The 26,466-nt window shown below is 43.6% G+C and carries 26 protein-coding genes and 1 riboswitch; of the genes, 19 read left to right on the top strand and 7 right to left on the bottom strand.

All coding sequences use genetic code 11. The features are described 5' to 3' along the window. Position 1: 1 nt before the first annotated feature. From C1G49_RS04255 to C1G49_RS04245, 3 genes are all read right to left on the bottom strand, one after another. Positions 2-1,261, bottom strand: coding sequence for a hydroxymethylglutaryl-CoA reductase, degradative (locus C1G49_RS04255; protein WP_105124737.1), 1,260 nt, complete (start codon positions 1,259-1,261; stop codon positions 2-4). 375 nt (positions 1,262-1,636) lie between these two features. Further along, on the bottom strand, positions 1,637-2,791 hold the full coding sequence (locus C1G49_RS04250; protein WP_105124736.1) for a hydroxymethylglutaryl-CoA synthase: 1,155 nt from the start codon (positions 2,789-2,791) through the stop codon (positions 1,637-1,639). 28 nt (positions 2,792-2,819) lie between these two features. Next, positions 2,820-4,004: an acetyl-CoA C-acetyltransferase gene (locus C1G49_RS04245; protein ID WP_105124735.1), complete on the bottom strand. Its 1,185-nt coding sequence runs from the start codon at positions 4,002-4,004 to the stop codon at positions 2,820-2,822. Between the two features lie 224 nt (positions 4,005-4,228). On the opposite strand from C1G49_RS04245, the gene C1G49_RS04240 reads away from it, so the two are divergent. The 3 genes from C1G49_RS04240 to C1G49_RS04230 all read left to right on the top strand — a co-directional run bounded on the left by C1G49_RS04240 (position 4,229) and on the right by C1G49_RS04230 (position 6,959). Then, positions 4,229-4,921: a phosphoglycerate mutase gene (locus tag C1G49_RS04240; protein ID WP_105118139.1), complete on the top strand. Its 693-nt coding sequence runs from the start codon at positions 4,229-4,231 to the stop codon at positions 4,919-4,921. Between the two features lie 104 nt (positions 4,922-5,025). Next, the gene (locus tag C1G49_RS04235) at positions 5,026-5,409 is read left to right on the top strand and encodes a VOC family protein (protein ID WP_105118140.1); all 384 of its coding nucleotides are present in this window, start codon (positions 5,026-5,028) and stop codon (positions 5,407-5,409) included. A 149-nt stretch (positions 5,410-5,558) separates the two neighbouring features. Further along, positions 5,559-6,959, top strand: coding sequence for a polysaccharide deacetylase family protein (locus C1G49_RS04230; protein ID WP_105124734.1), 1,401 nt, complete (start codon positions 5,559-5,561; stop codon positions 6,957-6,959). A 25-nt stretch (positions 6,960-6,984) separates the two neighbouring features. Here the strand turns inward: C1G49_RS04230 and C1G49_RS04225 are convergent, their stop codons facing one another. Then, positions 6,985-8,067 carry a DEAD/DEAH box helicase gene (locus tag C1G49_RS04225; RefSeq protein ID WP_105124733.1) on the bottom strand — a complete coding sequence of 361 codons (1,083 nt, stop codon included), beginning with the start codon at positions 8,065-8,067 and terminating at the stop codon, positions 6,985-6,987. Further along, complete coding sequence (locus C1G49_RS04220) at positions 8,057-9,043, bottom strand: Gfo/Idh/MocA family protein (protein ID WP_105124732.1); 987 nt, start codon at positions 9,041-9,043, stop codon at positions 8,057-8,059. The genes C1G49_RS04225 and C1G49_RS04220 overlap by 11 nt, the downstream gene beginning before the upstream one ends. A gap of 83 nt (positions 9,044-9,126) precedes the next feature. Between C1G49_RS04220 and udk the strand changes: the two genes are divergently transcribed. From udk to C1G49_RS04185, 7 genes are all read left to right on the top strand, one after another. Next, entirely contained in the window at positions 9,127-9,756 is a 630-nt protein-coding gene (gene udk / locus C1G49_RS04215) for a uridine kinase (RefSeq protein ID WP_044775386.1), read from the top strand. 1 nt (position 9,757) lies between these two features. Continuing rightward, on the top strand, positions 9,758-10,297 hold the full coding sequence (locus C1G49_RS04210; protein WP_044691056.1) for a PadR family transcriptional regulator: 540 nt from the start codon (positions 9,758-9,760) through the stop codon (positions 10,295-10,297). A gap of 88 nt (positions 10,298-10,385) precedes the next feature. Further along, positions 10,386-10,655: a DUF1294 domain-containing protein gene (locus C1G49_RS04205; protein WP_105124731.1), complete on the top strand. Its 270-nt coding sequence runs from the start codon at positions 10,386-10,388 to the stop codon at positions 10,653-10,655. A gap of 173 nt (positions 10,656-10,828) precedes the next feature. Continuing rightward, positions 10,829-13,390 (top strand): LPXTG cell wall anchor domain-containing protein, encoded by a 2,562-nt coding sequence (locus C1G49_RS04200; protein WP_105124730.1) that lies wholly within the window; start codon positions 10,829-10,831, stop codon positions 13,388-13,390. Between the two features lie 97 nt (positions 13,391-13,487). Next, positions 13,488-13,985, top strand: coding sequence for a GAF domain-containing protein (locus C1G49_RS04195; RefSeq protein WP_105124729.1), 498 nt, complete (start codon positions 13,488-13,490; stop codon positions 13,983-13,985). Continuing rightward, a complete protein-coding gene (gene dnaX / locus C1G49_RS04190) occupies positions 13,985-15,652 on the top strand; it encodes a DNA polymerase III subunit gamma/tau (protein WP_105124728.1) in 1,668 nt (555 codons plus the stop codon). Before C1G49_RS04195 ends, dnaX begins: the two co-directional genes overlap by 1 nt. A gap of 197 nt (positions 15,653-15,849) precedes the next feature. Next, complete coding sequence (locus C1G49_RS04185) at positions 15,850-16,032, top strand: DUF3272 family protein (protein WP_238595845.1); 183 nt, start codon at positions 15,850-15,852, stop codon at positions 16,030-16,032. On the opposite strand, the gene birA is transcribed toward C1G49_RS04185, so the two are convergent. Beyond that, entirely contained in the window at positions 15,998-16,954 is a 957-nt protein-coding gene (gene birA / locus C1G49_RS04180; protein WP_105124726.1) for a bifunctional biotin--[acetyl-CoA-carboxylase] ligase/biotin operon repressor BirA, read from the bottom strand. The two genes, C1G49_RS04185 and birA, sit on opposite strands and share 35 nt — an antisense overlap. A 64-nt stretch (positions 16,955-17,018) precedes the next feature. Between birA and C1G49_RS04175 the strand changes: the two genes are divergently transcribed. The 8 genes from C1G49_RS04175 to C1G49_RS04135 all read left to right on the top strand — a co-directional run bounded on the left by C1G49_RS04175 (position 17,019) and on the right by C1G49_RS04135 (position 25,174). After that, positions 17,019-18,053, top strand: coding sequence for a M42 family metallopeptidase (locus C1G49_RS04175; protein WP_105124725.1), 1,035 nt, complete (start codon positions 17,019-17,021; stop codon positions 18,051-18,053). Between the two features lies 1 nt (position 18,054). Further along, on the top strand, positions 18,055-18,792 hold the full coding sequence (locus C1G49_RS04170) for a CBS domain-containing protein (RefSeq protein WP_105124724.1): 738 nt from the start codon (positions 18,055-18,057) through the stop codon (positions 18,790-18,792). A 16-nt stretch (positions 18,793-18,808) separates the two neighbouring features. Then, positions 18,809-19,276: a deoxycytidylate deaminase gene (locus C1G49_RS04165; RefSeq protein WP_015647190.1), complete on the top strand. Its 468-nt coding sequence runs from the start codon at positions 18,809-18,811 to the stop codon at positions 19,274-19,276. A gap of 488 nt (positions 19,277-19,764) precedes the next feature. Continuing rightward, positions 19,765-20,958, top strand: coding sequence for a methionine adenosyltransferase (metK, locus tag C1G49_RS04155; protein ID WP_105124722.1), 1,194 nt, complete (start codon positions 19,765-19,767; stop codon positions 20,956-20,958). A gap of 503 nt (positions 20,959-21,461) precedes the next feature. Then, positions 21,462-22,721, top strand: a complete 1,260-nt coding sequence (locus C1G49_RS04150) for a UDP-N-acetylglucosamine 1-carboxyvinyltransferase (protein ID WP_105124721.1) — start codon at positions 21,462-21,464, stop codon at positions 22,719-22,721. A 76-nt stretch (positions 22,722-22,797) separates the two neighbouring features. Next, positions 22,798-23,346, top strand: a complete 549-nt coding sequence (locus tag C1G49_RS04145) for a GNAT family N-acetyltransferase (protein ID WP_105124720.1) — start codon at positions 22,798-22,800, stop codon at positions 23,344-23,346. 19 nt (positions 23,347-23,365) lie between these two features. Beyond that, positions 23,366-24,226: a methionyl aminopeptidase gene (locus tag C1G49_RS04140; RefSeq protein ID WP_105124719.1), complete on the top strand. Its 861-nt coding sequence runs from the start codon at positions 23,366-23,368 to the stop codon at positions 24,224-24,226. A 24-nt stretch (positions 24,227-24,250) separates the two neighbouring features. Then, entirely contained in the window at positions 24,251-25,174 is a 924-nt protein-coding gene (locus tag C1G49_RS04135; protein ID WP_105124718.1) for a YihY/virulence factor BrkB family protein, read from the top strand. A 52-nt stretch (positions 25,175-25,226) separates the two neighbouring features. Here the strand turns inward: C1G49_RS04135 and C1G49_RS04130 are convergent, their stop codons facing one another. Next, positions 25,227-25,664 (bottom strand): GtrA family protein, encoded by a 438-nt coding sequence (locus C1G49_RS04130; protein ID WP_105124717.1) that lies wholly within the window; start codon positions 25,662-25,664, stop codon positions 25,227-25,229. Between the two features lie 29 nt (positions 25,665-25,693). Further along, a riboswitch (PreQ1 riboswitch) is annotated at positions 25,694-25,795 on the top strand. On the opposite strand from C1G49_RS04130, the gene C1G49_RS04125 reads away from it, so the two are divergent. Beyond that, a complete protein-coding gene (locus C1G49_RS04125; protein WP_105124716.1) occupies positions 25,793-26,308 on the top strand; it encodes a QueT transporter family protein in 516 nt (171 codons plus the stop codon). It overlaps the preceding riboswitch by 3 nt. Positions 26,309-26,466: the final 158 nt, after the last annotated feature.

Genomic DNA, 26,466 nt, shown 5'->3' with positions numbered 1-26,466 from the left:
TTTAGTGTTCTCTCATTTTGGCTAAGAGCTTTTGTGCAGTTTCAAGGTTGCTGTGTTTTTCTTGACGCAAGAGCTGGGCTAGTTTGTCTACTTCATCTTCCTCAGCGCCAGCAAGCAGGGCTAGGGATTTGGCATGGAGTTTCATGTGTCCCGCCTGAATGCCAGAGGTGACTAGGGCACGCAGGGCTGCAAAGTTTTGACAGAGCCCGACAGAAGCGATGATGGAGGCTAGTTGGCGGGCCTTGGGCTGCTTGAGCAGGTCAAAAGCAACTGCCACCTTGGGATTGAGTCCAATGGAGCCACCGACCGATGCAATCGGAAGGGGCAGGGTGATGGAGCCGACCAAATGCTCCCCGTCAACTGTCCAAGTGGATAGCCCTTTATAGTGGCCATCACGACTAGCAAAAGCATGAGCGCCGGCCTCCACCGCCCGCCAGTCGTTTCCAGTCGCAATCACTACTGCATCAATACCATTAAAAATCCCCTTGTTATGGGTCGCAGCACGATAAGGGTCCACCTGGGCCAGCTTGCTAGCCAGGGCGATTTTTTGAGCAGTTTCTTGGGCAATAGCCGAGCTAGTTGCAAGACTGGGGATGGAAAGACGGCACTGGGCAGTGACCAGGGATTCCGTTGCGTAGTTGGAAAGAATACCCATCAAGGCCTGTCCCTGGCTGAATTCTTCCAAGTCATCCTTAATGGCTTCCAGCATATTATTTAAAATATTGGCGCCCATGGCTTCTTGAACATCCACCTGAAGATAGACAATTAGAAAATCTTCCTTGCTTTCCACCGTCAAATCACGGGCGCCACCGCCTCGTTTCACAATAGATGGATGGGCTTGATTGGCAGTTTCTAAAATATTGTCCTTTTGGTCAAGAATAACTTGTTTTGCTCTGCTATGGTCAGGAACATCAAAAAGTGCTACCTGTCCAATCATGATGCGGTTGTGGATGGTGGTTGTAAAACCGCCAGACCGGGCAATGATTTTGGCTCCGAAAGAGGCAGCTGCAACCACAGAAGGTTCTTCAGTGACCATTGGTACAGAATACATTTGTCCATCCACAAGCAGTTCAGGCAGAACAGAGAAGGGCAGGGAAAAAGTTCCCAGATGGTTTTCCGCCATCTTACCTGCAATTGCTTCAGACAGATTTTCATCCTTGTAAAGAATGTCTAGGCTATCTTCGGATAGGGAACGATGGTTATGGAGAATATCAATGCGTTCTTGACGTGATTTTTTATAGAATCCTGAGAAATGTGCCATGGTTTCCTCTTTCTAATTTCTAAAGAAAAGCGCCCTTGGATGAGAGCCAAAGGGCGCCGTTTTGGGGAGCGTGAAAGAACTTGACTGATAGAAAAGAGTTTTCCTCGCTTCCAAACAATAGGCTCGGGCTAAAATAGTCTACTGGACTATTTTAGCCCGCCCCCGCATAGTTCCAACTGTCTGGGAGACAGTTGGAAGTTGGAAATAGAGCGAACATTGTTCGCAACAGTCGAAATGATCAGATTTAGAGTGTGGTAACACGAATAAATCTGACCATCAACCACTGCGCTGAGATGTTGACGCTAACTGTGAAAAGTGTGCTGGAAATTCGATCAGCCTATCATTCATTATTCCAATGAATGATAGGTAAAATGCTTATTTACGATAGATGCGTTTGTGCTTATCTACTTGGATAAGGGCAAATGGTGCTGGGTCTGTGGGTAGGTCGATAGCCGTACCCGTTTCGTCCAGGTTAATTTCTTGGAAGAAGATATTTTCGTATTCTTCAACACTGATTTTTTTGCGTTGGTTGAGGTTTTCTAATCGGTTTTCTTCTAATTGATTTTGGAAACCTTCTACCAGCTGACCGCTGAAAATTTCACAGACAGCACCGCTACCATAGCTATAGAAGAGGATTTGCTCCCCTGCCTTGAGCGCTCTGCTATTTTCCAAAAGAGAAAGGAAAGAAAGGAAGATAGAGCCAGTATAGATGTTGCCGACAAGCTTGTTATAGACGATAGCTTCTTGGAAACGTTCTGTCAAACGGTTGAGGGTTTCTTCATCTTTGGCAATGGCTTGCAAACCTTTGAGCCCTTGCTTAGAGAAAGGAATGTGCAAGCACATGGCTGCAAAATCCTGCAAGGCCTTGCCAGTTTTCTTCTGGTAGTAGGCAAAGGTCGTGGTCAAGCAGTCAGTGTATTGCTCAGTAGAAAAGCGACCGTCAACACGAGGGTATTTGTCGTAGTTTGGTCTCCAGAAGTCGTAGATATCGCGGGTCTGGCAGACATTGTCATTGTTGAGGACCAAAATGCGTGGATTTGCTGTAACTAGCATGGCAACAGCTCCAGCACCCTGAGTTGGTTCACCGCCAGAAGCTACTCCATACTTGGCAATGTCGCTGGCAATCACCAAGACTTTTGATTCAGGGAATTGAGCGATGTGGCTCTTGGCTAAGCTTAGTCCAGCAGTAGCTCCATAACAAGCCTCTTTCATCTCGATGGAACGAGCGAAGGGCTGGATACCGAGCAGACCGTGGATGGATACAGCAGCAGCCTTACTTTGATCGACGCTTGATTCTGTACCGACGATGACCATGTCGATGGTTTGCTTATCTTCTTCGGTCAAAATAGCTGCGGCAGCCTGGGCGCCAAGAGTGACAATATCTTGTGTAACAGGTGCGACAGCCATTTCTGACTGGAGAAGTCCAACTTTGTATTTATTGGGATCAATGTTGCGGGCTTGGGCCAAATCAGCCAAATCTAAAACATAATCGGGTGCCGCAAAGCCGATTTTATCAATACCGATATTCATAATTTATCCTTTGTTTACAAGTGATCGTTTACTGTTTTTCTGCATTGGATACGATGAGGGAAATTCCCTGACCGCCACCGATACAGAGGGCACATAGTCCCAGTTCTTTGTCTTGCTTGATGAGTTCGTGGATGAGGGTCACCAAAATCCGACTGCCGCTAGCTCCGATTGGATGACCAAGTGCGATAGCACCACCGTTGACATTGACTTTAGCAGGGTCAATTCCTAATTGGTCAACAACTGGAATGGACTGGGCTGCGAAGGCTTCGTTCAACTCGAACAAGTCAATATCTTCTACAGTTTTACCGATTTTTTCAAGAGCTTTTTTGCTCGCAGTTACTGGCCCCATGCCCATGAGGGCAGGGTCTAGACCACTTGTAGCATAGCTTTCGATATAGGCAAGTGGTGTGAGATTAAGTTCCTTAGCTTTATCCTCAGACATGAGCACAAGGACTGCGCAGCCATCATTGATACCTGAGGCATTGGCAGCTGTGACCGTACCGTCTTTTTTGAAGGCAGGTCGAAGTGTTGCTAATTTATCAAGTGGGGTCAGACGAGGATATTCATCTTGGTCAAAGATACTTTCACCTTTTCTACTTTGAAGCTTAATAGGAATAATCTCATCTGCGAAGCGACCTTCCGTAATAGCTTTGGCAGCCTTTTCTTGACTAGCGTAGGTAAAGGCATCTTGCGCTTCACGACTGATTTGGTAGCGTTCGGCAACATTTTCCGCCGTAATACCCATGTGGTAGTCATTGAAGGCGTCTGTCAGACCGTCTGTCAGCATGGAATCTTCTAGAGTAATATGACCAAATTTGCTACCAAATCGGCTGGATTTGGATAGGTAGGCAGCCTGGCTCATGATTTCAATACCTCCGGCAACAACTACATCGTTGTCGCCTAGTAGGATGGATTGGGCGGCCAGGAGGACTGATTTTAGCCCAGAGCCACAAACCTTATTGACACAGTAGGCAGAGGTGGTTTCTGGAAGTCCAGCCTTGAGAGCAATCTGGCGGGCAATATTTTGTCCGTGGCCAGCTGAAAGGACATTACCAAAGATTACCTCGTCGATAAGGTCAGCTGGGATGTGTTTATTTTGTAGGGCTGCTTCAAGGACCTGGGCCCCCAAATCAGCGATGTTTATATCTTTTAGACTACCTCCGAAACTGCCAATGGCAGAACGGTAGGCAGACACGATAGCTACTTTTTGCATGATAACTCCTATATGGTATCGTTTTGAACTGTCGTGTTCAGCCCAACCATTATACCATGATTTTATTTATTTTCATAAGAAGAAAGATAGGTCTACAGACTGAATTTACATGAAAGTGAATGAAAGCGTAAACAGATTGTGGAAAAGCTAGCATTTTTTTACATTTTCGTGTAAAATAGAGAAGTATAAGAGGGAAACCTCAAAATATAAAGGAGAATCCATAAATGGTAAAATTGGTTTTTGCTCGCCATGGTGAGTCTGAATGGAACAAAGCTAACCTTTTCACTGGTTGGGCTGATGTTGATTTGTCTGAAAAAGGTACTCAACAAGCAATCGATGCTGGTAAGTTGATCAAAGAAGCAGGTATTGATTTTGACCTTGCTTTTACATCAGTATTGAAACGCGCTATCAAGACAACAAACTTGGCTCTTGAAGCTGCAGATCAATTGTGGGTACCAGTTGAAAAATCATGGCGTTTGAACGAGCGTCACTACGGCGGTTTGACTGGCTTGAACAAGGCTGAAGCAGCAGCAGAATTTGGTGATGATCAAGTTCATATCTGGCGTCGTTCTTATGATACTTTGCCACCAGAAATGGCTAAGGATCATGAGCATTCAGCGCACACTGATCGTCGTTACGCTCACCTTGACGGTTCTGTTATCCCAGATGCAGAAAACTTGAAAGTAACGCTTGAGCGCGCACTTCCATTCTGGGAAGACAAGATTGCTCCAGCTTTGAAAGATGGTAAAAACGTATTCGTAGGTGCACATGGTAACTCAATCCGTGCCCTTGTAAAACACATCAAAGGCTTGTCTGATGATGAAATCATGGATGTGGAAATTCCAAACTTCCCACCACTTGTTTTCGAATTGGATGAAAACTTGAACATTGTGAAAGAGTACTACTTGGAAGCATAATTCATTGACACCTGAGCTTGCTCAGGTGTTTTTGTGTACTGAGTAGAAGTTTTTTACTGAGAATATGATATACTTAGACTATTAATAGACAAAAGGAGTTTATGATGGCTAGTAAAAAAATGTTGCACGCTTGCTTGCGTGTTGAAAACTTAGAAGCATCTCAGAAATTTTACGAAGAAGCATTCGGTTTTAAGGAAACTCGTCGAAAAGATTACCCAGAGCACAAGTTTACCTTAGTCTACTTGGCACTTGATGGTGATGACTTTGAGATTGAGTTGACCTATAACTATGATCACGGTCCTTATATTGTAGGAGATGGTTTCTCACACCTGGCCCTTTCCTCAGACGATTTGGAGGGGGATAATGCCAAGCATAAGGAGCTGGGCTATCCAACGACAGACATTAAGGGCTTGCCAGGTAGTCCAGGTCGCTACTATTTTGTGACAGATCCAGATGGCTACCGTGTAGAAGTCATCCGTGCTAACTAAGCTTAAAAGATTGCCTCGGTAGTCTTTATTTTTTCTATGAACAGGAAGAATGTTCGTTTTGAGGGGTGAACAATTTTTGATATGCTTGACAGAAAGAGAATAAACCTATATTATAGTATAAGGTGAATATGAAAAGGAATAAATACAAAATGAAAAAGTTGTTTTGGCTTCTCTTGAATGCATTTCTAGTAGCCATGATGGTGGTTGCAAGTATTTATCTATACCGCAACTTCCAAGATTGGCAATTAACGCATTTTATTAAAGAAAAAGAAGAATTGGTACTGAAAGGACAAGCATCGGATTTAGAAGAGGGGAATATCGGTTCTACTCATGTGGTTGCGACCATACCCAAAGACCCGTCTGGTCAGAGAATTACCCAACTAGAACAAAAAATTGTGGGACATATCCGTCATAAGTTAGGCTATAAGAAGCCATCAGGCAAGATAAAAAATGTCCTTGTGGTTCATGCCAAGGAGGGACAGACCAATTTTAAGAAGGTTCGGGCTCATGAGATCCATAGTGAGCAGTATGCTGTCCAACCCTTACAAGTGAAAAAAGAGGAAGAAGTTACCCCAGAGCGTGTCCTGTTGACAGAAGATCAGCAACTCTTCACCTTGGGAGATATGTTTCTAGACTTGAATGCTGCTAAGACCATCATGGTCAATAAGTTGCAGGAAAAATTGACCAGTCAAGGCTTGGATGAGGCAGAAAAAGCAAGGATTATTGCAGAGTTTCAAAATTTAGACTTGGAAACAGTCGTTTTTAGTTATGCTAATAGTCAATTGGTTCTGGCATTGTCTGAGGAAGTCTTTAAGACAGCTAGTCTGGAACTAACTATTTCAGATTTCTTCCCGATCATGAAGGGGGATTATCTGGCAGATGTTGATAAGGCCAGTTATGATCAGTATCTTGCTCAAAACCAAGTGGATAAAAAAGCCCTTCGTCAAATTGCCTTGACCTTTGATGATGGGCCAAATCCTGCAACGACACCGGTTATTTTGGACCTCTTAAAGAAATACAATGCTAAGGCAACCTTCTTTGTCTTGGGAAGTGTCGTAGAAGGAAATGAAGCTATCCTCCAGCGTATGGTAGCGGAAGGGCATGAAGTCGCCAACCATACTTGGAGTCATCCGAATTTGACCCATCTTTCTACTGAGCAAGTTAAACAAGAAATTGAGTTGACACAGGCTATCGTTGAAAAAGCTATCGGCAAGCGGCCAACCATGATGCGTCCGCCATTTGGAGCAGTTAATCAGGCGGTGGTAGATGCCATGGGGCTTCCATCAATCTACTGGAATGTGGATACGGAGGACTGGTTGAATCGGGATAGTCATATCATTTTTGAAAGAGTGAAGCAGCAGGCTTGCCCAGGTTGTATCATTCTCATGCATGACATTCATCAACCAACAGTGGATAGCTTGGAACCTGTCTTACAGTTGCTCACATCTGAAGGCTACAATCTAGTAACGACAACAGAATTATTGGGACCAAATCTAAACCCTCAACACATTTACTATGACCAGGAAGCCAATGGTCCGGCACAACATTAAAAAGGAGGTTTCGACCTCCTTTTCTCTATACTTTATATAATTCTTGGTTCTTCAAGATGACTTCTTGGACAGCAGCGTATTTTTTTAATTGCTTGACTTCACTTGGGCTAGATACCAAGGTAATGACCAATCCATCCTTGCCCATGCGCCCAGTTCGTCCAGCCCTGTGGGTGTAGGCTTCCTGATCAAAGGGAACTTCAAAGTTAAGGACGCATTCCAAATTATCAATATCAATCCCACGAGCCACCATATCTGTAGCCAGCAAGAGATTGAGTTCGTGTTTTTTGAAGCGTTCAATGATGACCTTACGGAATTTTACATTGACATCAGAGGCCAGGGAAACGGCATTGACACCGTTGTAGAGTAACTTATCTTCGCTGGCGCCAAGGTCTGACAGGCTATTGAAGAAGGCCAGAGCACGAAAGTCTGGAATATTGGCAAATTTTCGCAAAGCTTCCAAACGGTCACGCTTGTCTACCATCATATAGCAATGCTGGATATTGTCCAATTTCTGTTCAGATAAGTCGATACTTTCAATATCTTGAGCAATCTTTTGACGGTCAAACTTAGCTGTCGCACTCATGTAAATCAATTGGTGGTCACGTGGCACATAGCTAATAATCTTTTCCACAAAATGATATTGAGAATCAGAGAAGAGTTGGTCAAATTCATCTAAGACAATGGTATTGACATTCATCATCTTGATTTTTTTCAATTTTATCAACTCAAAAATGCGACCAGGAGTTCCAATCAAGATCTCCGGTCCTTTTTTTAGTCGCTCAATCTGCCGTTTCTGACTAGAACCTGAAAGGAAGAGTTGGGCGTTAAGACCAATAGCCTCTGACCAGGTTTTGCAGACGTCAAAGATTTGACCAGCCAACTCGGTATTGGGAGCCAGGATCAGTAATTGTTGGGCCTTTTTAGGTGTCAAAGCCAGCAAGCTAGGCCAGAGGTAGGCAAGGGTCTTACCCGTACCTGTTGGGCTGATGGCAAGGAGAGATCTGCCAGTTCTGATTGGCTGGAAGGCTTGGACTTGGATGGGCGTAAAATCCTCAAAGCCAAGTTGAGTCAGCTGGTCAGTCCAGCTGGTTGGGAAATTAGTTTTCATGGGTATCCGCCTTAAAAGTTATTCCTGCGTCTTGGCGCATGGTGTAAAGAGTTTGATGGACCGCCTCAGCCACATCCAGCCATTCTTCTGCTAGCTCATGATTGTTCTGCTGGATGACCTGGGCAATGGCTCGTACCTCCTCCAGCATAGGATCTTCCTGCGCTTGGATAGGGAGGACAATTTGGCTACCGTCATGTTTGGTAAAAATAGCAGAGCTGATATGTTGGCAGGCGTTGAGGGTGAGGGTGCCTTCACTGGTATAAATTTCACTCGGTAGATTGCTAGTGATATTCTTTCCAGCCTGAATGCTTACTAGAAAATCATCATAAATCAGCTGCCCAGTCCCATTCAAATCAATGGATGAAGGGAGCTGGTGGGCAGCGTATCGGGCCGCATTTGGTCTACCAAAGAGGCCAATGGCAGTATAGAGGGTATAGACACCCAGATCCATCAAGGCTCCGCCAGAAAAATCAGTTGAAAAGATATTTGGGGTCTGTCCTGCCAAGAGGTCAGGCATTTTAGAAGAATATTTGGCATAGGAGAAGTTGGCACCCCAAACAGTCTTATCCTTCAAGAAGTCCTTAATAATAGAGATGGCTTCCTCGTGGTAATTGCGGGCTGCTTCAAATAGGAAGACACCATTTTCCTGGGCAATTTGACGAAGCTGGGCCAATTCTTGAGGTGTGGACACCATAGGCTTTTCAACGATAGCGTGTTTGCCGGCCATGAGAACAGCTTTTGCATGCTCAAAATGCAAGGCGTTTGGACTGGCAATATAGACCAAGTCAATCGGTGCAGAAAGGAATTTTATCCATTCTGTGTATAATTTTACATTTTCGTAATTTGTTGAAAATGACATAGCCGTTTCCAGTTTTCTTGAAAATATCGCTGATAATTGAAGATATTTACTCAAATGAGCAGAGGAAATGAACTTGTGACTGATGTCTGAAGTACCAATAATACCAAAATTTAGCATAAATTCTCATTTCTTTATGTGTTATCCTTTCCATTATACCATGTTTCATGGTAAAATAGTATTGAAAATAGAAGGAGATGATGATGACTCAGAAACCCATTATTATTGGCGTAACCGGCGGATCTGGGGGTGGCAAGACAAGTGTGTCGCGTGCCATTCTGGATAATTTCCCAAATGCTCGCATATCAATGATTGAACACGATTCTTACTATAAGAATCAGTCACACCTAACCTTTGAAGAACGGATATTGACCAATTATGACCATCCACTAGCCTTTGACACAGATTTGATGATTTACCACCTGGGTGAATTGTTGGCAGGGCGTTCGGTGGATATTCCGATATATGATTACACTCAGCACACCCGTTCAGATAAAACCTATCATCAGGAACCACAAGATGTATTTATTGTGGAAGGTATTTTGGTATTGGAAGACAAGCGGTTGCGGGATTTGATGGATATTAAAATCTTCGTCGATACTGACGATGATATTCGCATCATTCGCCGTATTAAGAGAGATATGGAAGAACGTGGGCGTAGCTTAGATAGTATCATTGAACAGTACACCACGGTGGTGAAACCTATGTATCACCAGTTTATCGAGCCGACCAAGCGCTATGCAGATATCGTCATTCCTGAAGGCGTCAGCAATCTTGTAGCCATCGACTTGATCAACACCAAGGTGGAGAGTATATTAAGAGAGCGTGGTTAAGATGCCCAAGCAGAGAATATTACCCCATATAATACTAGGGATAATGGGTGCTAGCGGTCAGATGGTAACTGGTAAGCAGATTACCGACTATGTTCAACGCGATTTAGGAGAATTTTGGCAGGTAGCTCATAGCCAAGTCTATCCAGAGCTAAAACGCATGACCAAGGAAGAATTGATTACCTGTCATGCGGTCCCTGGCAATGAAAAAGAGAAGCAGTATGCTATGACTGCGACAGGTCGTCAGATTTTGGAAGATTGGCTATCCATTCCAAATGATGAAACTCCTCAACAAAAGGATTTGTTTTCTATTAAGATGTTCTTTATCCGTGATAAGAAAGATCCACGGATACCAGGTTTGTTGGAGAATCAAATTGAATTAGTCACCAAGCACTTGAAACACCTAGACAGTCGCAAGGTTGAGCTATTCTCAACCAAGGAGAGTATTCAAGACAACTATGGTCATTATTTGATTTTGACCCGAGCAATTGAGCGCAATCGTGCCCAGCTCAAGTGGTTGGAAGATACCCTAGCAAGTTTATAAACGGTTCGGACATCTGAGCCGTTTTTTCTTGTACTCTAAGATAGATTATGTTAGAGTTATAAAAGCAAAGTGAGAGAAGGAGAAGACAATGTCCATTCAACAAATGGTGAGTATGGTCTTGATGGTCTGGAATATAGTCGTGTTTCTGACCTATGGTCTGGATAAGGGCAAGGCTAGAAAGGATGCCTATCGAATTTCTGAAAAAAACTTATTACTTATGGCTTACTTGGGTGGTGGTCTAGGTGCCTGGGCAGGTGGAACCCATTTCCGCCACAAAACCCAGAAAAAGTATTTTCAATTAGCCTGGGCTGTGGGTGTTTTGATTGATGTCCTTATTATCTTTTGGATTTGGAAATAGGCGAAAGCCTTTTTCTTTTTCTGAAAACCATGAAAAGACCTTTGAAATAGCTGAAAGAACCGAACATTTATCTATAAAGCACAAAATTGCTTGACGCAGTTTTTTTTTTTTTTTAGTATACTGGTGAAAGTGTTTTTGATACAGAAGTATTATTATAAAACGGAGGTTTTTATATGAAAATCAAAAGAAGTTCTAGCCAAAAACAAGTTCACAAATGGACTCGACTAGGTATTGGATTGCTTGCGGTCGCAGTTTTAGGTGGACTGGTTGAGCCAGTAGATTTTAAGGGAGTTGGTTCGACAGAGGTATATGCAAATGAGCAGGTGGATCCAGCTTTGGAAGCAAGAAAGGCTGAAATAAAGACCATGATCCAGAGCTACCGTGATCTAGTCGGTCAGATAAAAGCTCTTAATCCAGCGGACTATACGGAAGAATCGTGGAATAAGAACTATGATGGCGATGTTCGGATTTATCTTGGAGCACAAAGTATTGCTACTGCTTACAATGATGATTTAACCTTTTCTTCATTGAGCTTAGATGGGGTTGATAGTCACCAAACATTAAATGAGTTAAATGCAACCTATTTATTTGGTTATCAATTTGTTGAGAATGCTATTCCAATTCTGAAGCAAGCGATGACAGATTTAGTTCCTGTTTCAAAATCTCTTGAAACTCCGACAGACAAACCAATTGCTCCATCGTCAGATAGCAAGTCCGTCGAAACAACTGCTAATGAAACTGAGGGAAATAGCAAGTCAGAGTCAGATGCTTCAGTTCATCAAGTACCTAAAACTGCTACTTTTGTTGTTAAATTTTATAATGAAGACGGTAGCGAAAGCTACACCAACTCTGAACAGGTAACGCTTTATCCAGATGGGGCCTATACATTTGATTTTAATGAAATTGATTATTCATTGAAAGAGGGACAAGATTTAACTTATCATTACGATGAAGTTGAAGATGGAGCAACTTATACCAGCGACCAGTTCAAGAAAGCGAGTAAATCAGAAGAGGGCGTGACGAAAACAGTACGATTTACAAGCTATGATGATAGCGATCAGGTTTTATCAGAAGAGGTAGTGAATTTAAATCCTGGTGATAGCTATACATTTAGTTTCAATCCTGAAACTCATCTCTCTTCAGAAACTCAGAAACTAGAATATAGTTATGAGGAGGTGACTGATGGCGATTCTCTGAGCTTATATTTAGTAAAAAAAGCAAAGAAATCCGATGATCAGTCTGTTACTTTTGATGTAATAACTAGATTGTTGTTCCATGAGGGTGGCGGAGTTGGTGACTATCCAATTGAGCACAAATCAATTACTTTAAAATTTGGAGAAAGTATCACACTTGCCCCACCTGTCTATGAAGATTTTGAATTGTATTCATTAGATTCGGAGTTGCCGAATACCCCTAAAACGCTTACCAATGATGGAAAATCAGAAATAAAAGGGATGTATTCTTTTATCTATGCTTGGAAAGGGAAGGAAAGAAATGAGCTTCCTATACCTCCTAAAGACTATACTGGAAAGGTATTGTCGGCAGTTGATCATTCTTATTTATTGAAAGTAGTACATGAAATAAATGGAGAATTTAGAGCTCTAACTTATTATTCTATTCCTTCTAAAAACTCCGTGGCTCCAGAGCTCTTAGTCAATTCTAATTATGGTCAGTTATCGAGCTATGTTGTATCTGATTTTTATGGTTCTCAAAATAACAGAAGGCAACTTACCTTGAGTTATCAGTATCCTAAAAATCAGATTCCAGAAAATACTGTTACCAGAATCCCATTGGCACAAGGAGTGTGGCCGACGATTGTTCCAGCTTCAAGTTCTGAGAAAGTGAAAGATACTACTCCTAACGAAGCGAAGCCAACTTCTGATGCTGCAACTACGACTCCTTCCACGCCGAGCGAAACGAATTCGCAGCCTAAGAAAGAAGCTGAGACGACTGCATCAGCAGGCCAATCTATCAATACCTCTACTAACCCTGCCCAGACAAGCACTAGTCAAACTACTAAGCCTGTAGCAGAAGAAATTACACCTATTGTAAATGTACAGCAGGAACCAAGTAAGGTAGCATCACTTGATTCATATAAAGATGTGACTGAAGCATCATCTTCTGTAAATGTACGAGTTCATGGTCAAGATATGGGTAAGGTTGCCTCACTATCCGTTACGAAGGAAAATGATCCTGCAGTATTTGCCAAACTTCCTCAAGGCTTGGCAGAACATCAGGTTGATTTATACGATATTAAGACGCTTGATACTAGAGGTCAGTTTGTCCAAATCACTGAAGAAGCTACCGTAACCTTGCCAGTGGCAGCTGGAAAAGAGATTGAAAAGGTTATCTACTTCCTAGCAAGTACAGGAGCTGTTGAAGAATTACCATTTACTGTAGACAAGGCAGCTAATCAAGTTAGCTTTGTTGTGAGTCATTTTTCACACTATGGTATCGTTTATCAGGCTAGCAAGCCTGTTAGTCAGGTTCAACCAGGCTCCGTAAGCCAATCAGTGCAGCCAGTGGTAGCTCCATCTATTCAAAGCAATCAGACTGGCTCAAGTAGCCACACGCAGACTAAAGGGACAACTGTCAAACCTGCATCAACTAGTCAGTCACAGGCAAAAACTTTACCAGCTACTGGTGAAGTCAGCTCCGTCCTACACCTGACAGGTCTGGGCTTACTGGGACTAGCAGGTCTAGTTGTGAAAAGACGCTCACGCAAGTCATCTTAATCAAGAACCCTTTAAACGAGATTGAAAGATCTCGTTTTTTGCTGTTTTCTAACAGTCGGTACTGTCAAGCTCCGTCTTTCTATGCTATAATGTTTTTATGACTAAAGAAGAAAAAATTTCAAATTATCAGCTACTGTTGGCTCAATTGGAGGCGCTTTTAATGGGCGAATCCAATGCTCTGGCTAATCTGTCAAATGCTTCAGCTCTTCTCAATCAGGCTTTGCCTAATTCTGTCTTTACAGGTTTTTACTTGTATGATGGTCAGGAATTGATTTTGGGGCCTTTTCAGGGTGGCGTTTCCTGTGTCCATATCTCACTTGGAAAGGGTGTCTGCGGTGAGGCTGCTGCCAAGCGCCAGACCATTCTCGTAGACGATGTTCGTCTGCATGACAACTACATTTCCTGCGATGCGGCAGCCCTGTCAGAAATCGTGGTGCCCATGGTGAAGAACGGTCAGTTGCTGGGCGTTCTGGACTTGGATTCCAGACTGGTGGCTGATTATGATGCCATTGACCAAGAATATCTAGAAGAGTTCGTTGCCCTCCTTGTAGAGAAAACGGACTGGAATTTTGCTATGTTTGGAGAAAAATCTTAATGTACCAAGCTTTATATCGGAAGTACCGCAGCCAGACCTTTGGGGAGATGGTGGGGCAGGAGGTGGTGGCGACCACCCTCAAGCAGGCCATTGAGCAGGGGAAAATCAGCCATGCCTATCTCTTTTCAGGTCCGCGTGGTACGGGGAAGACTTCGGCAGCTAAAATCTTTGCCAAGGCCATGAACTGTCCCAATCAAGTGGCTGGCGAGCCTTGTAACGATTGCTATATCTGTCAGGCCATAACTGAGGGTAGTCTGGAAGATGTGATTGAGATTGATGCTGCGTCAAACAATGGTGTCGATGAAATCCGTGATATTCGGGACAAATCGACCTATGCACCAAGTCTTGCCACCTACAAGGTTTATATCATTGACGAGGTCCACATGCTGTCAACCGGGGCTTTTAATGCCCTCTTGAAGACCTTGGAGGAGCCGACTGAGAATGTGGTCTTTATCCTAGCCACGACGGAGTTGCATAAGATTCCTGCGACCATTTTGTCTAGGGTGCAACGCTTTGAGTTTAAGTCTATCAAGGTGACGGATATTCAGGCCCATTTGGCTAAGATTTTGAGCCAGGAAGGTCTGGCTTTTGACGAGCAGGCTTTGACCATCATTGCCCGTCGGGCAGAAGGTGGGATGCGGGATGCCCTGTCTATTCTTGACCAAGCTCTCAGCCTTAGTCCTGACCAGACGGTTAGTTTGGAAATTGCCGAGGAAATCACGGGTTCCATTAGCCTGCGCGCTCTAGATGACTATATAGCAAGTCTGCGCCAGGCGGACAGTGTGTCGGCACTGGGACACCTGCAGACCTTGTTTGACCAGGGCAAGAGTATGAGCCGTTTTGCGACAGACCTCTTGCATTATCTGCGGGATTTGCTGATTGTGCAGACGGGTGGTGAGAATACCCATCTGACGACTGGTTTTACGGACAATCTATCACTGGCTCAGGATCGAATTTTTACCATGATTGAGCTGGTGACCAAGGGATTGGCGGATATCAAGTCTAGTCCCCAACCCAAGATTTACGCTGAAATGATGACCATTCGTTTGGCTGAAGATAGTTCTCCTTCGGGGGCAATGGCAGAGCTGCCAGCGGATTTGGTCAGCCAAATTAGTAAACTACAAGAACAAGTGGCTGACTTACAGAAGCAATTGAGCCAACTCTCTAGCCAGCCAGGTGCTGTTAAGCCAGTTTCACGCAAGCCACAAGCACCGAAAAAATACCGACTGGATACCAGCAAGGTTCATGCTATTTTGCAGGAAGCCATGGAAAATCCAGCTCAGGCGCGTGAAAATTTGACCCGCCTGCAAAATGCCTGGGGTGAAATAATTGAGAGCTTATCTGGGGCTGATCGTGCCTTGCTTGTTGGTTCCCAGCCAGTAGCCGCCAATGAAAACCACGCTATCCTTGCTTTTGAGTCCCCACTCAATGCCGAACAGACCATGAAACGTGATAATCTCAACACCATGTTTGGCAATATTCTCAGCAAGGCCGCAGGTTTTTCACCACAGATTTTGGCCATTGCTCAGGAAGATTGGGTCAGCATCCGAGCTGAATTTTCGGCGAAAGCAAAGGGGCAAAAAACGCAAGAAAGGGAAAAAGAAGAAAGCCCTGTTCCAGAAGAATTTGGCTTTCTAGCAGACACCGTTGAGATAGTAAATGATTGATAGCAATATCGGTCTTAGGACTGATGTGGAATGTACTTGACTAAGGTATACTATAGTCAATCCTAAATATTTTTCATAATCTCCTTAAGAAAGCACCGACTGAGTTGGTGCTTTCTTGTTTAGCTAGCATACATAGAAAGAAGGGGTATAAAAAATCAGCCAGTTGACTGATTTTTTGGTATAATTTAGCTATGAAAATGTCACAATTTCTTTTCTTGTCTATTTCGACACTTATTGCAGTTTACTTTATGAATATCTCTATTCTCTCCAAGGATTTTTTGCTTGCGGGTATTTTTGCCTTTATCGCCTTTCGCAATCTCCACTTTGCCTACAAGGTGACCCGCTTTATTCGTTTGGTGGAGAAGCAGACCAAGAAGTAAGGCTGATTTCTCCGCTGGAGATGATTTTTGCCTTGCCGTTATCTAGCTGGATGACTAGATTGCCTGTGTCGGTGACGGCAATGGCAGTTCCCCTGAATTCAACCTGATTTTCTACAAAGCTCACTTGTTGCCCCACGACAAGTGATTTTTCTTTATAAAGGGCAATCAATTCTTTTTCATCGGTTTCAAAAAATGCCTTCCAAATGGCTGTAATCAGTTGGTTGCGGGTAAATGGTGGCTGGTCGTCAAAGAGGTTTCCAGCGGATTGCTGGAGCTCTTTTGGGAAATCATCGATATGGACATTGATACCCACTCCAATAATGACATCGGTCACCCGTTGGTTTTCCATGGAAGAAATGGCTTCGGTCAAAATGCCAGCAACTTTCTTCTGCCCCAGATAAATGTCATTGACCCACTTGATTTGGACATCTAGGTCGCAGAGGGACTGAATGGCCTTGACAACTGCAGCGGCAGCCAGAATAGTGTAGGGCTTAAATTCAAGGAAGGGGACATTTGGAGAAAGGCGGAGGGACATATAGATACCGCCTGACTTGGAAGCATAAAATGGACGCCCAAAGCGACCCTTTGCTCTATTTTGATGGGGAGCTAGGTAGAGGGCTGGACTTTTATGACCGGCTTCAATGCCTTGCTTGGCATCTAGCTGGGTCGAGTCACTATCAGCATTGAGATGGACAGGCAGTTGGATTTCCTCAGCAATCAAGTCAGGCAGGAGTAAGTCGCCTTCAGCCAATTTGTAGCCACGGTTGCGGGCTGCCTCAATGGTCAGACCATGTGCCTCTAACTGGCGAATGGCTTTCCAGATGGAAGTCCGAGAAATGCCCAGTTCCTGAGCTAAATCTTCTCCGCTGATATAGTCTTCTTTTTCTTTTAATAGTAAATAAATCTTCTGGTAGGTTTTCATGTCTTCATTATAGCAAAAAAATGTCCTAAAACATGATATAATAGTTTAAAATAAGGAGGTTTTCATGAAGACACTTGATTACATCGTTAAATTGACCAACACTCCGTCGCCAACAGGCTTTACGACGGATATAATGAACTACATCAAGACAGAAGTGGAAGGTTTCGGCTATGAGGCTGTCAAAACTTCCAAGGGTGGCGTTTTGGTTACTGTTTTTGGAGAAAATGACCAAGAACACCGGATGGTGACTGCTCATCTGGACACTTTGGGTGCCATGGTCCGTGCAGTCAAGCCAGACGGCCGACTTAAAATGGATTTGGTAGGGGGATTTGGCTACCCTTCTATTGAGGGAGAAAACTGCCTTATCCATTGTGCCAAAAATGGCAAGACCTTTACGGGTACGATTTTGATGCACCAGACCTCTGTCCATGTCTATCGAGATGCCAGCACAGCCGAGCGGAACCAGACCAACATGGAAATTCGTTTGGATGAAAAAGTGACCAGTGCCGATCAGACGCGGGCCTTAGGGATTGAAGTCGGAGATTTTATCTCCTTTGATCCAAGGACTATTGTGACAGAAACCGGCTTTATCAAGAGCCGTCACCTTGATGACAAGGTTTCAGCTGCTATCTTGCTCCATCTTTTGAAGGTTTATAAGGAAGAAGGAGTGAGCCTGCCTTACACGACCCATTTCTATTTTTCCAATAATGAAGAAATAGGCTACGGTGCCAACTCCAGCATTCCTGCTCAGGTGGTTGAGTATCTGGCGGTGGATATGGGGGCAATGGGAGATGACCAGCAGACAGATGAGTACACGGTTTCTATCTGTGTCAAAGATGGTTCAGGCCCATATCATTACGAACTCCGTCAACACTTGGTAGCCTTGGCGGAGAGGGATGGAATTCCGTATAAATTAGACATTTATCCATATTATGGTTCGGATGCTTCAGCGGCTATGCGAGCTGGTGCAGATATCAAGCACGCCCTACTAGGTGCGGGGATTGAGTCTAGCCATTCATACGAGCGGACCCACTTGGATTCTGTAGTTGCGACTGAGCGAATGGTGGATGCTTATTTGAAATCAGCAATGGTAGACTAAGATGAATGAAAACCGTTTTTTAGAACTCTTTAATGATTTGGATAAGGTCTTGCGCAAGGTCTGTCAAGTTGAGGATGGGGAACATGCGGATGTTGGTTCCATGTTGGCCAAGGCCAAGGACTTAAGCCCAGTCAATCCTGTCCAAGCCAACTGGGACAATCTCTATGTAGCTCGGCAGTTACGCAATCTTGTGGTCCATGAAAGACGAACAGGCTTGAAAGAAGTGGCTCAGCCTTCACAAGAGTTAATTTCTGTTTTGGAAAAGGTTATTGCCCAGTACCAAGAACCGATTACTATCGCAGACTATTTGCAAAAGACCCAGAAACTCAAGCCTATTCTGTTTGATAGTCGGGATAAGTTGACCAGGGCTTTAGAAATCGTAGAGCGTGAGCATGTTTCCAAATTTCCTATCTTTTCAGGCACATCCTATCAGGGTTTGGTGTCAGATAAGGGATTGGCAAATTGGTTGGCCAAGGCTAGTAAGGAAACGGGCTCTATCCGTGAAAAATTAGAAAAAGCCAGTCTGGCGGATGTCTTGGCTTGCGAGGAGGATAGTATTCAGGTGCTTATTTTGCCAACTGATACAAGCCTTTACCAGCTGATCAATCATTTTGAAGGAAGAAAACGGACAACTGTTTTGGTCACTCGTCAAAATAATGAGAAGCTTCATTCTCCTGAAGATATTATTGGTATCATTACGGCACAAGATATAGCAGAGATCTATGGAATGGTGGATTGAGTGGAAGGGAGAAATCATGTCAACAAATCGTTTAGCCTGGGATGAATATTTTGCAGCTCAGGCGCTCTTGATTGCCAATCGGGCAACTTGTAAGCGGGCCAAGGTCGGTGCGGTTTTGGTTAAAGATAATAAGGTCATTGCGACGGGCTATAATGGTTCTGTTTCAGGAACCGAGCATTGTTTGGATCAGGAATGCCTCATGATTGATGGTCATTGTGCTAGGACCTTGCATGCGGAAGTCAATGCCATTTTACAAGGAGCAGAGCGAGGAATTCCAAAAGGGTTTACTGCCTATGTGACCCATTTCCCCTGCCTCAATTGTTCCAAGCAATTGCTACAGGTTGGTTGCCAACGTGTCGTCTATATCAATGAATACCGAATGGACGACTATGCCCAGTATCTCTACAAGGAAAAGGGCTGTGAGCTGGTTCATTTACCACTGGAAACTGTTAAAAAGGCGATTGCAGAAGCAGAATTTATTTAGTAAGGGAGGTTGTCTTGCACACCTCTCTTTATTTTTTAGAAAATACTAGGATAGTCGGTTAATCTATGCTATACTAGAAACGTTATTAGGTCCCGAAAAGGTAGTTTATAGACTAGTTAATATTTGCAGAAACATTTGAAAAACAATTAAAGTAATTGGTAACAGTGAATAGTAAGCGCAAAAACTCTACTACACTTCAGTAACCATTTTCTTCCAAGCTAGGCTACTCTCATATAGTCTGGTATTGTCTTTCTCGCTGAGTATCTGGAATTTTTCCTTTGCACAAGACAAAAGTCTTTCGCAAATAGGATTTTCCCTTTGCTCAATACAGGTGTCTTTCGCAAATAGGATTTTTCCTTTGCTCAAGACAGGCGTCTTTCGCAAATAGGATTTTCCCTTTGCTCAAGACAGGTGTCTTTCGCAAAGAACTAGTCTTCGACTAGTTCTTTGTAACCTTAGTAACAATTTATTTTAAGGGGGACATTTTTATGTCAGAACGTAAGTTGTTTACGTCTGAGTCAGTATCGGAAGGACATCCGGACAAGATTGCTGACCAGATTTCAGATGCTATTTTGGATGCTATTTTAGCAGAGGATCCAGATGCGCACGTAGCGGCGGAAACGGCTGTTTACACAGGTAGTGTTCATGTCTTTGGTGAGATTTCAACCACTGCCTATGTAGATATTAACCGTGTGGTACGGGATACCATTGCTGAGATTGGCTATACCAAGGGTGAGTATGGTTTTGCTGCGGAGTCGGTTGGGGTTCACCCGTCGCTTGTGGAGCAGTCACCAGATATTGCCCAAGGCGTCAATGAAGCCTTGGAGGCACGCCAAGATGCTAGTCAAGATCCATTGGATTTGATTGGGGCAGGTGACCAGGGGCTCATGTTTGGTTTTGCAGTGGATGAAACACCTGAACTCATGCCATTGCCCATTTCACTAAGTCACAAATTGGTGCGCCGTTTGGCAGAATTACGAAAATCTGGTGAAATTGCTTATCTGCGTCCAGATGCTAAGTCACAGGTAACAGTTGAGTATGATGAAAACAATCAACCTGTTCGTGTGGATACAGTCGTTATCTCAACCCAGCATGATCCGGAAGTCAGTCAAGAACAAATTCGTCAAGATGTCATTGAGCGTGTCATTAAGGACATTATTCCAGCTCAATACCTGGATGAACAAACCAACTATTTTATCAACCCAACTGGTCGCTTTGTCATTGGTGGACCTCAAGGGGACTCTGGTTTGACTGGTCGTAAAATCATCGTGGATACCTACGGTGGCTACTCTCGTCATGGTGGCGGTGCCTTCTCTGGTAAGGATGCGACCAAAGTGGACCGTTCAGCTTCCTATGCAGCACGCTATATCGCTAAAAATATCGTAGGAGCTGGTTTGGCTAAGCGGGCGGAAGTTCAGCTGGCTTATGCCATCGGTGTTGCCCACCCAGTTTCTGTCCGTATCGATACTTTTGGTACGAGCACAGTAGCAGAGAGCAAGTTAGAAGCAGCTGTTCGTCAGATTTTCGACTTACGTCCAGCAGGTATTATTCAAATGCTAGACCTCAAACGTCCGATTTATAAGCAAACGGCAGCCTATGGTCACATGGGTCGGACAGATATTGACTTGCCATGGGAACGCTTGGATAAGGTAGAAGCATTAAAGTCTGCTGTAAATGAGTGATAGAAATAGATGATTTTTAGGATGGGAGCGGGAAAGAACTCTACTAATCTCAAAGAGTTCGTCAACAAGTCCGTATTTCCAGTTGTTGAGCTGAAACAGTCTATTCCCAGACTGTTCCACTCCCACCCCCGCATAGCTCCAAAGGTTTGGGGAACCTTTGGAGGTCGGAGATAGAGCGAACTTTGTTCGCAACAGTCGTAATGGTCAGATTTGGAGTGCAAAACACGAACAAATCTGCCAATCAACCACTGCGCTGAGATGTTGACACGAACCCTGAGAAGCGAGGTTGGGCTTGAGCCCAGCCTCGTCTTTCTTTTATGTATCAAATATCTAGCTTTTTATCTTGCCTTGTGGTAGAATAAAACGTATGCCTTTTTTAAGGCAATCAATTAGGGATGGGTGTACTACTTGTCAAAAGCAATGGTTCAATACTTGGTATTGACTTTTCGGAAATGGTAATTCCCCACTCTAATGAGGTTAATAAGAGAAAGTGATTAGTTAGTATGAGAAAGATTGTTATCAATGGTGGAAAGACACTGAAAGGAGCTGTAACCGTTAGCGGTGCCAAAAACTCAGTTGTGGCCTTAATTCCGGCTATCATTTTGGCGGACGGTGTTGTCACACTAGACGGTGTTCCAGCAATTTCAGATGTTGATAGTTTAATTGATATTATGGAAACTATGGGGGCGACTGTTAAGCGTGATGGGGAAACGCTTGAAATTGATCCTCGTGGTGTACAAGATATGCCTATGCCATTTGGTAAAATCAATAGCTTGCGAGCTTCTTACTATTTCTACGGTTCCCTCCTTGGTCGCTTCGGTCAAGCAGTTGTGGGCTTGCCTGGTGGCTGTGATTTGGGTCCACGTCCCATTGACTTGCACTTGAAGGCTTTTGCGGCTATGGGTGCTGAAACGACCTATGAAGGTGACTATATGCGTTTGGCGACCAATGGTCAACGTATCCAAGGAGCTCATATCTTCATGGATGTGGTCAGCGTTGGGGCAACCATCAATACGATTTTGGCTGCTGTTAAAGCTGAGGGTCGTACAGTCATTGAAAACGCAGCTCGTGAGCCTGAAATCATTGACGTTGCAACACTTCTGAATAACATGGGTGCCCATATTCGTGGTGCTGGTACAGATATTATCACTATCGACGGTGTCGATAGCCTTCATGGAACCCGTCACCAAGTGATTCCAGACCGGATTGAAGCTGGAACCTATATTGCGCTTGCTGCCGCAGTAGGTGAAGGTATCCGCATTGATAATGTCCTTTATGAACACCTGGAAAGCTTTATCGCTAAGTTGGAAGAAATGGGCGTTCGCATGACCGTTTCTGAAGACAGTATCTTTGTTGAAAAACAAGAAAAATTGAAGGCTGTGAGCATCAAAACCTCTCCATATCCAGGTTTTGCGACAGATTTGCAACAGCCAATTACTCCGCTCCTTTTGACAGCAGAGGGAACTGGAAAAATTATCGATACCATTTATGAAAAACGTGTTGGTCATGTGCAGGAATTGGCCAATATGGGTGCAAACATTTCAACACGTGGCAACTACATTGCCTTTGAAGGTCCAAATCAGTTGACTGGTGCATCAGTTAAGGCGACAGACTTGCGGGCTGGTGCTGCCATGGTTATTGCAGGTTTGATGGCTCAAGGTCGCACGGAAATTACCAATATTGAGTTTATCTTGCGTGGCTACTCAAACATTATTGAGAAATTGACTGAGCTTGGGGCTGACATTCAGTTGATTGAGGACTAGGACGGCCCTCAAATACAATTTTTACTTAATCAAACAAACTGGGGCTGGGAGAATTTCTCAGCCCCTTGGGTACACTATGACAATTTGGACAAGTCTGGCTAAATGTGCTTGCTTTGAAACAGAACGATTGATTTTGAGGCCCTTTTCTTATGAAGATGGGAATGATTTCTATGCGATTGTTGCACATCCTGAAAATCTTCCTTTTATCTTTCCAGCCTTGAAAGATAAGAACCTGGCTCTTGCGACCATGGTTGAGAAATTTATGCGTAGTCCTTTGGGAAATTGGGCCTTGATTGACAAGGTTTCAGGGCGGATGATTGGTGCGCTTTGTTTTGAAAAAATCGATGAAGGTCAACTTACTGCGGAGCTCAGCTATTTCCTAAAAAAAGACTACTGGGGTCAAGGGCTGATGACGGAAGCGGTGAAAAATCTGGTTTTTCTGACCTTTTATGAAATCGGGTTAAAGGAATTGACCATCATCACCCATGAGGAAAATCGGGCCAGTCAGATGGTTGCCCAAAAAACAGGTTTTGTGCAAGTGGAGCAATATCGTGGCAGTGACCGCTACAGCCATAAAATGAGAAAATACCTAAGATTTAGCTTGAAAAGGGCTGATTTTAGATGAGAAATGTAGGAGAAAATGAATGATTACCATTAAATCACAAAGAGAAATTGATGCCATGAACCGTGCTGGCGATGTGCTAGCAGGTGTCCATATCGGTTTGCGTGAGATTATCAAACCAGGCGTGGATATGTGGGAAGTGGAAGAATATGTCCGTAAAACCTGCAAGGAGAAAAATGTCTTGCCCCTTCAAATTGGTGTTGATGGTGAGTTGATGGATTATCCTTATGCAACTTGCTGCGGGCTCAATGATGAAGTAGCCCATGCCTTTCCACGCCATTATAAGCTGAAAGAAGGCGATTTGCTCAAGGTTGATATGGTACTCAGTGAGCCCCTGGACAAATCAGTTGTTGACGTGTCTAAGCTAAACTTCAATGATGTCAAGGCTATGAAGAAAATCACCCAGTCTTATCGTGGTGGTTGTGCGGATTCTTGTTGGGCTTACGCAGTTGGTCAGGTGTCTGAAGAAGTGCAAAACTTGATGGATGTGACCAAGGAATGTTTGTATCGTGGTATCGAGCAAGCGGTTGTTGGCAATCGTATCGGAGATATCGGTGCTGCTATTCAAGAATATGCTGAGGGGCTTGGCTATGGTGTTGTTCGTGACTTGGTGGGTCACGGTGTGGGTCCAACCTTCCACGAAGAGCCAATGGTTCCCCACTATGGAACAAAAGGTCGCGGACTTCGCTTGCGTGAAGGAATGGTCTTGACTATCGAGCCTATGATTAACACTGGTACCTGGGAAATTGACACGGATATGAAGACTGGCTGGGCTCATAAGACACTTGATGGTGGTCTATCTTGCCAATATGAACATCAATTTGTCATTACCAAAGATGGTCCGGTCATTTTGACAAGTCAAGGTGAAGAGGGAACCTATTAAAATAGCTAGAGAGAAGGAGAGGGAATGAAGAAAACCAAAATTGTTGAAGGTTTGAAAACATTCTGCTCGACCTTCTTTTCTTTTTATCGGAATGCGGATATTGATGTGACCAGTGTGGCGGTGGCCTACTATTTGCTAATCGGTATTTTTCCGATCTTGTTAACCTTGGCCAATCTACTTCCGTATTTTCCATTCGACATTGACTTGGTTTTGTCGGTTGTGGCTGAATTTGTACCTGACAGGCTCTATCCTTCAGTATCGGACTTTATCACCTCTATTTTGACCAAGCCGTCGTCGTCTTGGTTAGGAATTTCGATTGCGACGACCCTGTGGACCCTGTCGCGCAGTATGACCATCTTGCAAAAGGCCGTCAACAAGGCCTATGGTATCACTGAGCATCGAGATTTTATTGTCGGGCATTTGATAGGCATATTTTTAGGAATTGGTTTACAAGTCATTATTCTGCTGAGTATGACCCTCCTGACTTTTGGTCAGGTCATTATTTCTTACCTTAGTCAACTTTTTCCGCTGGATAACCAGTGGCTAAAAGGTCTGCTTAGTCAGACGCAATTAGTGGGTCTAATCGCCTTATTTACAGGCTTGATCATGCTTTATTTTTTCTTACCCAATATTCGTATTCAGAAAATCCGCTATATTCTGCCTGGAACAAGCTTTGTTCTTTTGGTTATGACATCGGTTGGCAAGCTTTTCACTATCTATGTGGATAATTATGCCAATCGCTTGTTGGATTTTCGTATGGTTACAGCCGTTATCTTCCTAGTCTTCATGCTCTGGTTTATATTTATGGCGCAAGTCCTGATTGTTGGAGCGGTTATCAATGCCAGCGTTCAAAGTATGCAAGTGGAAGAATTTCATGCAAGAGATGGGGATATTGTTTCCATCTTGAACAGAATAAAAAGCCGATTTACACCGATAGATAAAGAATAAACTTGGAAAAACAAGCTATATTTGTAAAAAAAGTGAGGTTCCGTTCGGAGCCTCATTTCGTATCTTTAAAAATAAACAATTTACTCAAGAAATAGTTGAGTACGATAACCAATACTTGTGAGAAGAGTGTGGCAATGGCATTGACAAGAGTCAGGTCATGATTGACAAATTGTCCAATCAATTGTGGATAGGCTTGAACCAGTAAGTAGGCTAGGGCCATATCCATAACCAAGGTTGCGATGCGGGCAGATACAAACTTGACCAGTCGCTGAGGCCAGCCATTAAGTTCTTGCTTAAAGACAAAACGGTCGTTGGTCCAGAAGGCAAAGAGGATGGCAACTGCATTGGCCAAAAGGGTGACTAGGAGAATGGAAGGGATGACTAAAAATAGTCCCATTCGAGTGACCATATAGACCAGGGTTGCTGCGACACCAGCAATCAAATAAAGAATGACTTCGTTGTTTATGAGTTGATAAAATAGTTTTTTCATAAGAAATAGTCTATCATTTTTTTGGAAAATATGCTATACTATACAACGTTGTTGAATTTTCAACGACCCTTGGGGCTTGCTCACTTTACCCAAGCATATTACAAGCATTTTGCTAAAGGAGAATTTTCATGAATACATCTAAATGGACTGCCAGAGATTTGGCAGAGATTGCACTTGTCGCGGCTATTTATGTCGCTCTTACCCTGACACCACCATTGAACGCCATTTCCTTCGGAGCCATTCAGTTCCGCTTGTCAGAAATGCTCAATTTCTTGGCCTTTTACAACCGTAAGTATATCATCGCTGTGACCATCGGTTGTATGATTTCTAACTTGATTGGATTTGGTGTCATTGACCTCTTTGTAGGTGGATTTTCAACCCTTATCTTTGTTACACTTGGGGTGATCCTCTTTGAAAAATACAAGAAAGACTATCTCTTCGGAGGCTTGTTTAACAAGGCATTCTTCTATTTCTCATTCTTTTTCGCAGCGACCATGTTTACAATCGCTCTAGAATTGAAATTCTTGTATGATTTGCCATTCTTCTTGACTTGGTTGACAACTGCAGGTGGAGAATTGCTGTCCCTATTGGTTGGTGCAGTAGTCATTGATAAGTTAGCGAAAAAAATCAATTTCGAAAGATAAGTTTTAGAGATAAATGTGAGCGGGAGCGGGAAAGAACTCGACTGGTCAAAAACATACTAAGATTAGTAGTGAGGAAATCTCCGACGGGAGAAAGTACTCACTACTTTTTCTTTATGATAAAGTAGAGGTGTCTTGTTAAGTCGTAGGGCTTTTTGACG

This window comes from Streptococcus suis, assembly GCF_002960625.1.
Classification (GTDB): domain Bacteria; phylum Bacillota; class Bacilli; order Lactobacillales; family Streptococcaceae; genus Streptococcus; species Streptococcus suis_T.
This window is presented reverse-complemented; position numbering and strand designations above follow the sequence as displayed.